15 protein-coding genes are annotated in these 13,313 nt (G+C 36.1%); 3 read left to right on the forward strand and 12 right to left on the reverse strand.

What is annotated here, in order from left to right; all coding sequences use genetic code 11:
- Positions 1 to 82: 82 nt before the first annotated feature.
- The 3 genes from ACZ5N5_RS18055 to ACZ5N5_RS18065 form a co-directional block, all read right to left on the reverse strand.
- On the reverse strand, positions 83 to 772 hold the full coding sequence (locus ACZ5N5_RS18055) for a 3D domain-containing protein (RefSeq protein WP_181397542.1): 690 nt from the start codon (positions 770 to 772) through the stop codon (positions 83 to 85).
- Between the two features lie 92 nt (positions 773 to 864).
- Positions 865 to 1,176 (reverse strand): YuiB family protein, encoded by a 312-nt coding sequence (locus tag ACZ5N5_RS18060; protein WP_054787504.1) that lies wholly within the window; start codon positions 1,174 to 1,176, stop codon positions 865 to 867.
- A gap of 170 nt (positions 1,177 to 1,346) precedes the next feature.
- Positions 1,347 to 2,564: an NAD(P)/FAD-dependent oxidoreductase gene (locus ACZ5N5_RS18065; RefSeq protein WP_245902325.1), complete on the reverse strand. Its 1,218-nt coding sequence runs from the start codon at positions 2,562 to 2,564 to the stop codon at positions 1,347 to 1,349.
- A 319-nt stretch (positions 2,565 to 2,883) separates the two neighbouring features.
- Between ACZ5N5_RS18065 and ACZ5N5_RS18070 the strand changes: the two genes are divergently transcribed.
- A complete protein-coding gene (locus ACZ5N5_RS18070) occupies positions 2,884 to 3,867 on the forward strand; it encodes an NAD(P)/FAD-dependent oxidoreductase (protein ID WP_054787505.1) in 984 nt (327 codons plus the stop codon).
- A gap of 51 nt (positions 3,868 to 3,918) precedes the next feature.
- Here ACZ5N5_RS18070 and ACZ5N5_RS18075 read toward each other — a convergent pair whose 3' ends face one another.
- From ACZ5N5_RS18075 to ACZ5N5_RS18095, 5 genes are all read right to left on the reverse strand, one after another.
- Positions 3,919 to 5,112, reverse strand: coding sequence for an MFS transporter (locus ACZ5N5_RS18075; protein WP_464372861.1), 1,194 nt, complete (start codon positions 5,110 to 5,112; stop codon positions 3,919 to 3,921).
- Complete coding sequence (locus ACZ5N5_RS18080; protein WP_054859645.1) at positions 5,105 to 5,521, reverse strand: MarR family winged helix-turn-helix transcriptional regulator; 417 nt, start codon at positions 5,519 to 5,521, stop codon at positions 5,105 to 5,107. Before ACZ5N5_RS18080 ends, ACZ5N5_RS18075 begins: the two co-directional genes overlap by 8 nt.
- A gap of 268 nt (positions 5,522 to 5,789) precedes the next feature.
- Positions 5,790 to 6,149 (reverse strand): HesB/IscA family protein, encoded by a 360-nt coding sequence (locus tag ACZ5N5_RS18085; protein ID WP_109984647.1) that lies wholly within the window; start codon positions 6,147 to 6,149, stop codon positions 5,790 to 5,792.
- 57 nt (positions 6,150 to 6,206) lie between these two features.
- Positions 6,207 to 7,070: a diaminopimelate epimerase gene (gene dapF, locus ACZ5N5_RS18090; protein WP_054787506.1), complete on the reverse strand. Its 864-nt coding sequence runs from the start codon at positions 7,068 to 7,070 to the stop codon at positions 6,207 to 6,209.
- A gap of 10 nt (positions 7,071 to 7,080) precedes the next feature.
- Entirely contained in the window at positions 7,081 to 7,329 is a 249-nt protein-coding gene (locus tag ACZ5N5_RS18095; RefSeq protein WP_054787507.1) for a DUF1450 domain-containing protein, read from the reverse strand.
- A gap of 298 nt (positions 7,330 to 7,627) precedes the next feature.
- Between ACZ5N5_RS18095 and ACZ5N5_RS18100 the strand changes: the two genes are divergently transcribed.
- A complete protein-coding gene (locus tag ACZ5N5_RS18100) occupies positions 7,628 to 7,858 on the forward strand; it encodes a NifU family protein (protein WP_054787508.1) in 231 nt (76 codons plus the stop codon).
- Positions 7,859 to 8,077: 219 nt separating this feature from the next.
- Here ACZ5N5_RS18100 and thrB read toward each other — a convergent pair whose 3' ends face one another.
- The 4 genes from thrB to ACZ5N5_RS18120 form a co-directional block, all read right to left on the reverse strand.
- Positions 8,078 to 8,995 carry a homoserine kinase gene (gene thrB, locus ACZ5N5_RS18105; RefSeq protein WP_054859648.1) on the reverse strand — a complete coding sequence of 306 codons (918 nt, stop codon included), beginning with the start codon at positions 8,993 to 8,995 and terminating at the stop codon, positions 8,078 to 8,080.
- A complete protein-coding gene (gene thrC / locus ACZ5N5_RS18110; RefSeq protein ID WP_109984669.1) occupies positions 8,992 to 10,053 on the reverse strand; it encodes a threonine synthase in 1,062 nt (353 codons plus the stop codon). The genes thrB and thrC overlap by 4 nt, the downstream gene beginning before the upstream one ends.
- A gap of 5 nt (positions 10,054 to 10,058) precedes the next feature.
- Positions 10,059 to 11,351 carry a homoserine dehydrogenase gene (locus ACZ5N5_RS18115; protein ID WP_054859649.1) on the reverse strand — a complete coding sequence of 431 codons (1,293 nt, stop codon included), beginning with the start codon at positions 11,349 to 11,351 and terminating at the stop codon, positions 10,059 to 10,061.
- A gap of 183 nt (positions 11,352 to 11,534) precedes the next feature.
- Positions 11,535 to 12,506: a protein kinase family protein gene (locus ACZ5N5_RS18120; RefSeq protein ID WP_109984649.1), complete on the reverse strand. Its 972-nt coding sequence runs from the start codon at positions 12,504 to 12,506 to the stop codon at positions 11,535 to 11,537.
- A 268-nt stretch (positions 12,507 to 12,774) separates the two neighbouring features.
- On the opposite strand from ACZ5N5_RS18120, the gene ACZ5N5_RS18125 reads away from it, so the two are divergent.
- The gene (locus ACZ5N5_RS18125) at positions 12,775 to 13,290 is read left to right on the forward strand and encodes a phosphatidylglycerophosphatase A family protein (RefSeq protein ID WP_054859651.1); all 516 of its coding nucleotides are present in this window, start codon (positions 12,775 to 12,777) and stop codon (positions 13,288 to 13,290) included.
- Positions 13,291 to 13,313 lie beyond the last annotated feature (23 nt).

Genomic DNA, 13,313 nt, shown 5'->3' on the forward strand with positions numbered 1-13,313 from the left:
TCTATTATAAACGGATGATTTGCGCGATGAAAAAAGGTAGCTCCTCTAAAAAGTGGGAACTACCTTAAGAAATTCTTTAATTTTATTCCGATTTTGACTGATATTGTGATCGAAAAACTTGTAAAGCTTCGTTATTATTTAAATCTGCCATAACCTCTTCTGTTAACTTTCCTTCACCATATTCTATCACGTAAACATTTACTTCTTTCTTTCCCCATTTTTCATATACCTCTTCTACCGTTGGATAATATAGATCTATCTTATTACCTTTAATTGCACTACCTGTATCTGCCACTACCCCGTAACCATATTCCGGGATGAACAATACGGTACCTAAAGGGAAAACATCTAAATCAGCCGCAATCGTAGAATATAAATCTCTTTTTACCTTTACTCCGGAGAAAGTAATCCCATATGCCGGATGATCAGGAGATTTCCCTGTTGATTCCACACCCGCAGTATAGCCTGTTGCCATTACTTTTTTTTGTTCATATTTCTCCAAATTCAGCGTTTCCTCTAACGAAGCAGGGGCTTCGACCTGTTGATTAGAAATATAAGTTGTTTTATTATTTCTGTATTTAACATATTTCTTTTTATCTACTAAAGATTTGCCTGATACATCTTGGGAGTAACTAGTATCCTTTTCTAGGTGGTCCTGCACACCTAATAAAACTTCTTTAGCAGATACATTAGAAACTACTGTAAAAGTGGAAACTAAAGCCCCAACAAACAGTGCTATCATTAAGCATCTTCTACAAAATTTAACTAACATAAAAAAGATCACACCTTTCTAGGTGTCATCTTTTCCATTCTAACTTTTTTTATACATCCACTCACAAAATCAAATCTATCCAACTATCATTATCAAAACATTTGATAGCCATTTTTCCGCAAAAATCGAATAACAAATCCTGCAACAAGAGTACCAACAAAACCTGATGCCAAAATAATCATATCCTGTATTCCTAAGGCCATAAACTCCTCACCAAGTGTTGTAAATGCAAAGGAAGGATCAGTGAAATAAGTGCTGAAGGAAAAAGTATCGACAATAAAAATAACAATGATCGGAAATACAAAGCACATCAGCCATGTCTGCCTTAAAATCATATTTAAGATAAAGCTTATCCCAAAGAATAATACGAAAAACAATAACACGGAAATAAACAATTGAATCATAATGGTTCTCCCTTATGTATCGATGTAATCACTCTTTTTATTCTATTATTTGCCTCTAGCTATTTCAAGAAATACGCAGAACAACTGATTATCACAGTGAGTGTTAACTTATCGGAGCAAGGCATCTACGCTTACCAAAAAAGCAGAGGGAAAACTCCTCTGCTCTTTATTTAACCAAAGATATTAAACTTACCTTTTTTAAGTACTAAGCCAACTCCACCAATTTTGAATAGTGCTCGGTTGTCAATCACCTTTTTCATAAAGGATGCTGACCAACCAAATAATTTCTTACCACCAAAGATGGATCCCATTGCATCTTTATCACCTAAAGAACACACGGTACCTCTGTTAATGAATTCAAATTCCTCTAGCTCGCCACCTTTAACAAGTGCAATTAAGTTATGTGCACAGACTTCTGCTTCTTGCATGGCAATTTGAGCTGTTGGAGGATATGGACGGTCAATTTCTTTGTTCCAAATTAAGGCACAATCACCTACAACAAATACATCTTCATGTGATGGTGCTCGTAAATGTGGAGTTACTTCTACTTTACCACGATTATCTTCAAGACTAGATTCTTCTACTAAGTGGTTTGCACGAACACCTGCAGCCCATACCGTTGTTAAAGTTGGAATATCTTCTCTTTCCCCATTTTGCTCGATCGTAATTCCATCAGGACGGCATTCTTTTAAAAAGGCTCCCAGCTTGAATTCAACACCACGTGCTTCTAATGAATTCATCGCATATTCGATTAGTTCTGGATCAAAGCCTGGCATAATGGTTTCCATTGCCTCGACATTGATTAATCGAACCTTACTTCGATCAATATCATATTCCTTACAGAGCTCTGGTACACGATTTGCAAGTTCTCCTAAAAACTCGATACCTGTAAATCCACCACCACCGACAACGATATTTAAGCGCTCTTGTTTCGGTTCAGGTTCATTATTATACTTAGCAAATTGATAGTCAATATGCTCACGAATTAATCTTGCTTGGTTAATGCTACCAATAGTGAAAGCATTCTCTAGTAGACCAGGAATTCCGAATGTTGCCGCCTCGAATCCTAATGCTACTACTAGATAGTCATAATCAAGAACGCCATTTTGTAATTCTACCTTTTTATCATCTGGTTTAATAGCTGTTACCGTATCTTGGATAAATTCTACTTTTGCTGAATTGATAAGATCACTAATTTTGACACGGCTTCGATCATGATGAAGAGTTCCAGCTGCTGCTTCATGTAACCAAGTAGATTCATAGTGATAGTCATGCTTATTAACTAATGTAATTTTAGCATCATTGACACCTAATTTCTTTTGTAGCTTTGCTACAGTGGTTAGTCCACCATAACCCGCTCCAAGAACAACAATTTTTGGTTGATTCATCTTTCTCACATCCATTTACATTTTTTTTAATTCGATTACGTGATATTTTTCACGTACGATCTAATACTTTTAATTCTAATTAATTAGTCCATATTATATGTTATTCTTTTTTCCGACATTTTTCAACCCTTGAGTTCACTTTTGTTAAAAAATCTAGCAAACTGTTTGTAATTAAAGGATAATTTCTATCCAAAACATCTTGTATGATTCAAAACCATCCAATCCCAATATAAGTATATGAAAACAAAGTTCTATTTATTTTTTGTAAAATTATGATAAAATAATAGCCATTGATGTAACTTATTAGGGGGAATCTATAGTGTCTCATGAAATTTATGATATAACGATTATTGGTGCAGGTCCTGTTGGGCTATTCACCGCTTTTTATGGTGGGTTAAGACAATCGTCTGTTAAAATAATAGAAAGTTTACCACAAATTGGTGGACAACTAAGTGCATTATATCCAGAAAAATATATTTATGATGTAGCTGGTTTTCCGAAAATTCGTGCACAAGAATTAGTAGATAATTTAAAAGAACAGGCAGATCTATTTAGTCCAGAAATTGTCCTAAATCAATCGGTTGAACAAGTAGAACGATTAGAGGACGATTCTTTCCGTATAGTAACAGATTCAGAGGAACATTATTCAAAGGTCATCATTATTACAGGTGGTAATGGTGCCTTTCAACCAAGAAAGCTAGCGCTCGATAATGTAGATCAGTTTGAAGATCAAAACCTTCATTATTTTGTAAACAATTTAGATATGTTTCGTGATCAACGGGTAGTACTTTTTGGTGGTGGTGATTCGGCAGTGGATTGGGCTTTAATGCTTGAGCCAATCGCTAAAGACGTCACACTTGTTCATCGTCGTGACCAATTCCGTGCACACGAAAGCAGTGTCGAAACATTAATGAATTCAAATATTCACATTCTTACACCATATGTGCCTGAAGCCTTAATCGGAGAGAATAAAATTGAACAAGTAAGACTCCAAAAGGTAAAAGGAGAAAGTGAAATTGTACTCGATGTCGATCATGTCCTTGTCAATTATGGCTTTATTTCATCGCTTGGTCCAATCAAAGATTGGGGACTTGAAATAGATAAGAATAGTATCGTCGTTAACTCGAAAATGGAAACAAACATACCTGGAATTTACGCAGCCGGTGATATTTGCACATATCCTGGAAAAGTGAATTTAATTGTGTCTGGCTTTGGTGAAGGGCCAACTGCTGTAAATAATGCCAAAGCATATATGGATCCAAAAGCAAGAATTCAGCCGAAACACTCGACTAGTATGTTTTAAAAAGATAAAAAAGTTTGTGAATTAACTGTTCACAAACTTTTTTATTTAAAATTATGATACTTTTGGTCGCTTCTTAAATAAAAGCAAAAACAGAAAAGTTACCATAATCACGAATCCTGCTAAGAGAAAGAAGAGATTAACAAAACCAGTATGTGCAACAATGATTCCTAATAGAAACGATCCGAGCGCTATACCCGAGTCATAAAGCGTAAAAAACGTGGCCGTTGCATGTCCACTTCGATGGGACGGGGATCTTTCCACAACAACGGAAAGCATAAAAGGTAATAAAGAACCATAGCCAATCCCGATAACCCCTGCAGAAATTAAAAACAGTGTAGCCGTAGTAGACAAGCTTAGTCCCACGAAACCAAGTGCAAACAATATCATGCAAGGAATAATTACAGGTAATGCTCCATATGTGTCAAACCATCTTCCCAAATATGGTCTAGAAATTAACATCATAAGGGCAAAAACAAGAAAGAAATAGCTTGATGCACTACTCAGCCCCAAATCATTAGCATAAACGGATATATAGGAAATGATACTTGAATAAGCAAACGAGATAAGTAATCCAATAAATGAAGTAGATAAGGCATTTTTTTCAAATAAATCTTGTAAGCTGAGTTTTTTTGTGAGTTTCTCTTCCTTCATCTCTATATCCTTACTAGCCTTATGATGGTCCTTCACTAGCAATGCTAAAAACACGCTTATAATCGTAAAGATATTAAGAATAATCACCATCGTTTTGTAGGTAACAAATTGGGTAAGTGTTAAGCCAAGGAACGGACCAATCACGATTGCTAAATTCATCGACATGGTGAAATAACCGAGACCCTCTCCACGCCTTGTCTTAGGAACAATATCTGCTGCCAAAGCAGAAGTTGCAGTCGTCAAAATCGCAAAAGGTATACCATGCCAAAAACGTAAGACTAATAGCCCTGTAAAATTCTGTATGAAGACATAGACAATAACCGAAAGTGCAAAAAGAATAACCGTAAGAATTAACATTTTCCTTTTGCCAAAACGTGACAGAATATTACCTGATAATGGTCTAATAACAATAGCGGCTAGTAGCATAACCGTCACCACTAAACCGCCCTTTGCTTCTGTAACTCCCCATTCCTCCATTACATATAAAGGTAGTGTTGTAAGTAAAGCATAAAAAGTAGTGAATACAAATAAATTCACCAATGATATACTAATAAAATTTTTCGTCCAAATTTTCTCTTTTGTCAAATTATTCATCTCTTTCTAAATCCAATTTTGATAAAAATTCATGAAGTTTTATTTGTTCGGCATTGGAAAGTTTATGAAGAAATCTATCTTCACATTTTTTAACGGTATCTAGAATAAGTGGAATTTGTTGGGTAGCCTTCTCTGTCAATTCCACCATTCGTTCTCGCTTATCACTTCCAGCTTTTCTTCTAATCCAGCCATTTTTCTCCATTCTTACAAGTGTTCTCGTTGTTGTAGGAGCCTCTACCTTTAAATATTGCCAGATTTCGGTCTGTGTCATTTTTCCTCTTTCGTGTAATGTGTAGAGAATAGTCCATTGAGAAGCATATAAATCAAACTCCTGGAGGATTTCATTTAATTCCTTAGTAAACAATCTTAATTTTTGATTGAATAAATGGAGTAATTCACTCGTATTCATCCTTCGCCCACCTAGTATTTTATTAGAGTAAAGTGTTTTCCTATAACCTTTTATTTACCTAGGTAAATATATTAACTTATTTTCGCGCTGATGTAAAGAAGAACTTGAACCAGTTTATATTAGAAAAACTCGCATTCGCTCGTCTTTTAGCGGATGCGTAAGCTTATCTTATACTCTGAACATCAAAAATTTTCGCTTCCTAGCTTTAAATTTATACTTTTCTAACGTATAAAAAAAGCTGATAGCAACAATGCTACCAGCCTATTATTTAGCAATTTTCCGGTGTGCCTTCTCTTTCTTTCGCTTTAAAGGAAGAACCACAACCACAGGAAACAATCGCATTGGGATTATCGATCGTGAATCCCCCACCCATCATGTTTTCTTTAAAATCGATGGTCGTACCTTCAATCACATCTATATCGAATTTTTTTATCGTTAATGGAATTCCATTCGATTCCTCTGTATGGTCTAATTCCTCATTTACATCATAATCAAAGCCTAATGAATAAGAAAGTCCACTACAGCCTCCACCCTTCACCCCAAAACGTAAACGAACAGTGTCTGCATCCTCTTCCTTCATCATTTCTTGTATCTGATATTTCGCATTATCTGTTATTTGAATAATCACTTAAAAAACTCCTTTAAGCAGAATTTTCTTTTAGTATACTAACTTATAGTAGAAAGTTCAATTATTACGCTCCCAGTAAAAGACTCCTTCCACTGTGGTCTTCGCTTCGCCTCTCATCCACACTCTTCCATCCATTGCCCATGTAATAAATAAATCTCCACCAGCTAGATGAACAGTGATTTCTTTTTCTTTCTCTAATTGGTTATTTAATACGGCTGCGACTACTGCGGCACACGCACCTGTACCACACGCTTGTGTAATACCCGAGCCTCGTTCCCATACACGGAAATGAAGTTCTTTTTCATTTACTCTTTCGACAAATTCGACATTTATCCCTTCAGGAAAGCGCTGATCTTGTTCTATGATAGGACCGAGGGTTGTTAATGGTGCCTCTTCTATCTTATCAACAAAGAAAACAGCATGAGGGTTTCCCATGGAGACGGCTGTTACTTCTAATCTCGTATGATCGATGGAAAAAGCTTCAGCCACAACCTTTTCCTTATCCTTTCCAATCATAGGAATCTTACTTCTTTGTAAAATCGGCTGGCCCATATCAACGGTAATTTCCTTAATAGATTCTCGATCACCATGTACCTCTGCTTGAACATTGCCGGCTTTTGTTTCAATGGCAAAATTCTTACTTTCTACTAAGCGATTCTCGTAAGCATATTTTGCGACACAGCGTAATCCATTCCCACAGTTTTTACCTTCTGAACCATCTTTATTAAAAATTCGCATCCCAACATCTGCTTTATTAGAAGGATGAATAAGGATGAGGCCATCTGATCCTATTCCAATATTCTTATCTGCAATTACTTTCGCCAGATCCGGTAATTCTTCTTCTTTTATGGAAAATTGATATAAATTAAGGTAAATATAACTATTTCCAAGTCCATGCATTTTTGTAAAAGGTATTTCCATTTTATTTCCCTCACATTTCTTCTAAAAGAACATCCTCTACGTAGGTATGAATATTATCTAGTAATTCATTAGGAGAATCTGCTTTAATTGGTTTACCATTAACAATCGCAACATAATAATTACGACAGATTCCACAATAACTAGTACAGCCATATTCACTCACATTAAAATCAGGATCCCTTAACAGTTCCTGTTTTACTATTTCTGATCCTTTAGCTAAATTTTTCACACAAAAGCCAATGTTTATCGTTATCTTCATTATATCACACCTTATAAATAGGATCGTTAAAGAACGATCTACAACCGAGAGTCTTTCTATATTATATTTACAATACAGAACTATTTACAAATGATACGAATAAAGATAAAATATTATTGAGATTGTTTATCACCTAAATGATTATATGACATAGCTTTTGTTAAATTTAGCTTTTAATAAAGGGAGCTTCCATCAGTGGTGAGTTTTTTATCTCCTACTGAATGGTTGCGCAGCGATAAAAAACTCGGCAACTAGAGCCGTAGTCGCACTTATTAAGGTTTGAAAGGAGATAATAGTAATGGAACAACAAACAGAACAAGTGCAAGAAGTATTAAATAAATTACGTCCTTTTTTACTACGTGACGGTGGAGATGTGGAATTAGTAGATGTTGAGGATGGCATTGTTCGCCTCCGACTAATGGGAGCTTGTGGAAACTGCCCAAGTTCAACGATCACACTGAAAGCAGGTATTGAACGTGCCCTTATGGCTGAAGTCCCTGGTGTCACTGAAATTGAACAAGTATTCTAATTACGATGATGAAATAAAAACGTTCTGAACACGAACGAATAAAAAAGCATTGGTGCTCAACTCTTTCGGCATCAATGCTTTTTTCACTGATTATTTTCTGTTTTACCTATTCTTCATTGTATTTCATCATTTGTGCTATAAGCTAAATAAAAATCCGGACTTTAACTAACAGAAAGCCCGAATTTTGTCTTACATAAACTGTTTCTTTCAAAGTTCGTTTTAACCATCGTGACGTATCATTGATTCCTTACGTGTCTCCACATAGGAGCCTCCATTCTCTACTTGAAGAGAGAGCCATTCAAACTCTGGAAATTCCGAACGCCATTTTTTCAATGCAGTGAATACGTTTTTGTCATCCACTATAGCAATCATCGTAGGTCCTGCACCACTCAAAAATACACCAAGTGCACTTTCATTTAAATAATGTAATAAATCATCATAATGAGGAATTAAAGACTTACGATATGGTTGGTGAAAGTGATCCTTCTTCATCATTTCACCAAGCAATCTCCAATTCCCTTGGCAAATTGCGGCAACACTAACATTAGCTACACTACTCGCTTGGACACTTTCTTTAAAGCTAAAGGAATTTGGCAAAACGGCTCGTGCATCTTTCGTTTTCAATTCAAAATTTGGAATAATTGCAACAAATGTGACACCCTTAACAGGTATTTGAGTATAAGCTACCTCTCCATCATAATGGCCAATCACACAGCCTCCTAAGAGGGACGGTGCTACATTATCTGGGTGACCTTCAATTTCTGTAGCAATTTCTAATTTCTCATCCTGCTCTAAATCAAGATTCAATAATAGATTAGCTAATTCGATCCCTGCAATAATCGCGGTAGCACTACTACCCAAGCCTCTTGCTAATGGGATATCACTTTTCATCTCCACTCGGCATGGAGTAAGGTCATTTATCCGATCATACCTTTCGGCAACACGTTCCACAATTTCATAAACTAAATTATCCTTGCCAGAAGGAATTCCTTCTAAACATGAAGAAGTAGGAATAAACTCCCATTTATCTGATTTTGCAACAGCTAATTCTAAATAAAGATTTAACGCTAAACCAATGGAGTCAAAACCAGCACCTAAGTTTGAGGTACTGGAAGGTACTCGAATGAACCAACTCATGCTTGTACACTACCTAAAATAGCTTTCATAACAACCTCTTCTTCATTAGGAAGAACAGTTGGTTTGACGTCACTATAGTCAATAGCGGTATTTGGATCCTTCAATCCATTTCCAGTAAGCACATTTACAACCGTTGCACCTTTCTCTACGATCCCTGCCTCTAACTTTTTAAATAAGCCAGCGATAGAAGCACATGATGCTGGTTCAGCAAAAATCCCTTCATTTTGTGCGATCCATTTATAGGCAGCAATCATTTCCTCATCAGTCACTTCATCAATTTCTCCATTGGATTCATCACGAGCATTAACCGCACCTTGCCAACTAGCAGGATTTCCAATACGAATAGCAGTACCTACCGTTTCTGGATTCTCAAATACGCGATTATGTACAATCGCAGCAGCACCACTTGCTTCAAATCCCATCATTTGAGGTAAGCCAGTTTGCTTTAATTCATGATATTCTTTAAACCCTTTCCAGTAAGCAGTAATATTACCTGCATTACCAACAGGAATAAATAAATAATCTGGAGCTGTACCTAATGCATCACATACCTCAAATGCAGCCGTCTTTTGTCCTTCAATTCGATATGGATTAACTGAGTTGACAAGTGCTACTTCTCCTGTTTCAGCTAATTTACGAACAATTTTTAATGCATCATCAAAATTTCCTTGAATCGAATAAATCTCAGCACCATACATGACTGCTTGAGCTAGCTTACCTTGAGCAATTTTACCCTCTGGAATGACCACAATACATCTCAAGCCAGCACGTGCAGCGAACGCAGCTGCTGAAGCAGATGTATTTCCTGTAGATGCACAAATCACTGCTTTTGCCCCATCCTCTACAGCTTTAGCCATAGCCATTACCATTCCACGATCCTTAAAAGACCCAGTAGGATTTAGTCCTTCGAATTTCGCATAGGCATTAATACCGAATTTTTTTGATAATTTTTCTAATTTAATTAGAGGAGTGTTCCCTTCGTGTAAACTGATGAGTGGTGTCTTATCCTCAATTGGTAAATATTCTTTATATTCCTTCAACAATCCTTGCCATGCCATAAACATTAATCCTCCCCATCGACGCGGTAACAGCTAATGATCTCGTTAACTACGTCTAATCCTTTTAAATTTTCTCTACTATTTAATAATTGTTGCTTACTAATCTTATGTGTGATCATCACGATCTCTGCTATTTTTTCCTTATCAGAAGGTAACTGCAAAATTTTCGCAAAACTAACATTTTCATCTGTAAACACATTCGTAATTTTTTGGAATGTTCCAGCTGCATCGTCAACTTCCATACGAAGAAAATACTGCATATATTTCTCGTTATCTTCTTTTAATTGCTTCTCATATTGCGGAGTAATATATTCATTACCAGTAATACCTAATCGGATATTCTTAGCCACGTCCATAAGATCAGATACGACAGCAGTTGCAGTCGGTAAACTTCCAGCACCTGGTCCATAGAACATCGTTTCTCCTACTGCTTCTCCATATACATATACTGCATTGAATTCATTCTTTACAAGAGCTAATGGATGCTCCTTTGGTAACAAAGTCGGTTCAACACTTACTTCTACTTTACCATTATGAATCGATGCAATCCCTATCAACTTAATAGTATACCCTAAACTTGTCGCAAAAGTAATATCTTCCTGGGAAATTGTTCGAATTCCGGAAACCTCTACATCATCGAGACCAATCTCCATTTTAAAAGCTAAATTAGCTAGGAGCACCATCTTACGTGCAGCATCTAGTCCATCCACATCAGAGGTTGGATCTGCTTCTGCAAAACCAAGCTCTTGTGCTTCTTTTAACACAGGCTCAAAAGCAAGCTCTTCATCCGTCATTTTTGTTAAGATGTAATTGGTAGTACCATTCACAATACCCATAATTTTTTGGATTTTATCTGAGGCTAACCCCTCTGTTAATGAGCGAATGATCGGAATTCCACCAGCAACACTTGCATCATATAAAATGTCACACTGGTTCTCTTTGGCAAGCTTTAATAGCTTTTGTCCATGTACCGCCATCAAATCCTTATTTGCTGTGACGATATGCTTCTTGTTGCGGATTGCCTTTTCCAATAAAAGATTTGTATCTTCAATTCCACCCATTACTTCAATAATTATATCAATATCTGCATTATTGACAAGCTCGTCTGGATCTGTTGTTAGCCATTCACGGCTAATCGCAACATCCCTAGCCTTATTTAAGTCATGAACGAGGATTTTCTTTATATTTAGTTCACTACCTACTTTATATTTAATTTCATCTGCATGGTTTTGTAGAATCTTGACAACACCTGTGCCAACTGTACCTAAACCACACAGCCCAACATTTACTTGACTCATCTGATCATCCCCCAACTGTATATCCTAAGAATACATTTGTTTGTATATAGTGGACATTATACATGGCTATCCCCGGTTTATCAAGAACCAATTGCCCAAAAATAAAGAAAAAATTGGTTTATCACCCGAGGTTCTGGTGAAAACCAACAATCCTTCACTATAACTAAGCCTAATGCCACTTATTTAGTCTAATAGCCAATCTAATTGTATTATATCCATATCTCTAAATTCAACAGCAAATAAGGAAAAAAATTGTTTTAAATTCTGCTCATAATACACTTGATCTTCAACAAGTCGATGCCATGCTTTCTCGCCAAGGTCACTATCCCGATATTGGTCGATCTTATCAAATAAATGAATAGGTAAAAGAAGTCGAGCATATAGTAATTTCCAAGCAAATGGTGATAAAGGACAAATCGCTAAATATTCTCCCATAAATTGTTGAAATTCTTTATCGTCTAATCCTCTTTCCTTTAATAAAAATGGTCTTATCGATTCTGCCACATCACGAATAGGATGATCGTAAACAATTTCATGTATCCAGATGAAATCATCCATACATTGATTGGAATAACGTGAGAATGTAAGGGTGGCTTGATCGTTCATATGATAATTTTTTTCTTCTTCGGCTATATTTAAATATTGAACCGCGTTCTCCGCTAACCCTACCATATAAGGAAAAACATCTGCTAGCACCCGCATAATGGGTTGGGTTGGCTGCTGTTTATAATACGTTTTGTACAGCGCTTCATATTGATCAATTTTGTTAACCCATAAATTTTTCCAATTACCATACGTACTAATGGTTTGTGGCTGGTATGGAAATTGGAAGCCAGTTTGGTGAAAATGAGCGAGCTTTTGACCTGGAGAGGAATCTAACGTTTGTTTTTTTCTGGCGAAGCATAAAAGAAATTTTTCTTTTCCTACTGTTGTTACAAATTGGTTATGTATATTTCTTATCGGTTGTGTAACATTGGTAAAGTTATTTTGATGAAGGTGGTTGGATATTACGTATTTTTCCCAAATCGCATCCTCTTCTTGCTGAATTGGAATAATAAAGTAATAATTGTTCTGATCGACATATGTCGGGTATGGTTGTGCATTTATTTGTTTACTAGGCACAGAAATAGGGTAATGTAGAAATATTGGATGCATCTTGCGTCCCCCTAACGAATAATTATTTATTTTTGGTATAATAATTATATGTAAATCTTTCTATTAAAATGTTATCACAGTGTGATAAACTGCGAGGTAGTTGACCGGTAAAGCTTCATTGTTGATAATACAGGTCTTATTGGTCACAAGTTGTGGTGTTTTAGTCTATACCCTTTGGCAATACCAGGAAACAATGTCGTTTTGTAATATCAAGTTGCAGGATTTATTATGATGATAGTGGAATTAAAATAATATAGGATGTGATGAAATGACTACGGAACGTCAAATGACAGATTTAGAGAAAAAAGCAAGAGAATTATTGAAGCAACGTGGTGTTGAACTTCATGATATAGCAGAATTAGTTTTTTTTCTCCAAAACAAATATCAGGAAAATTTAACAATGGAGGATTGCTATGAGAATGTTAATAGTGTCTTAATGAAGCGCGAGGTCCAGAACGCTATCTTAACAGGTATTCAATTAGATATTCTGGCAGAACAAAAAAAGCTAGATCACCCTCTACAAGAAATTATTGCAACAGATGAAAGCCTTTATGGGATTGATGAAGTTATCGCCCTTTCTATCGTGAATGTATATGGTTCAATTGGATTTACCAACTATGGATATATTGATAAAGTAAAGCCAGGCATCCTAGAGAAGTTAAATGACAAGACAGATGGAGACTGCCATACCTTTTTAGATGATATTGTAGGAGCAATTGCTGCAGCTGCTTCCTCACGTCTTGCTCATAGAGCAGTCCATGATGTAAGCATAGATGATGAGTAACAAAAAAACTTGCTAGAACCGAT

It is taken from the genome of Gracilibacillus sp. JCM 18966, assembly GCF_055392695.1.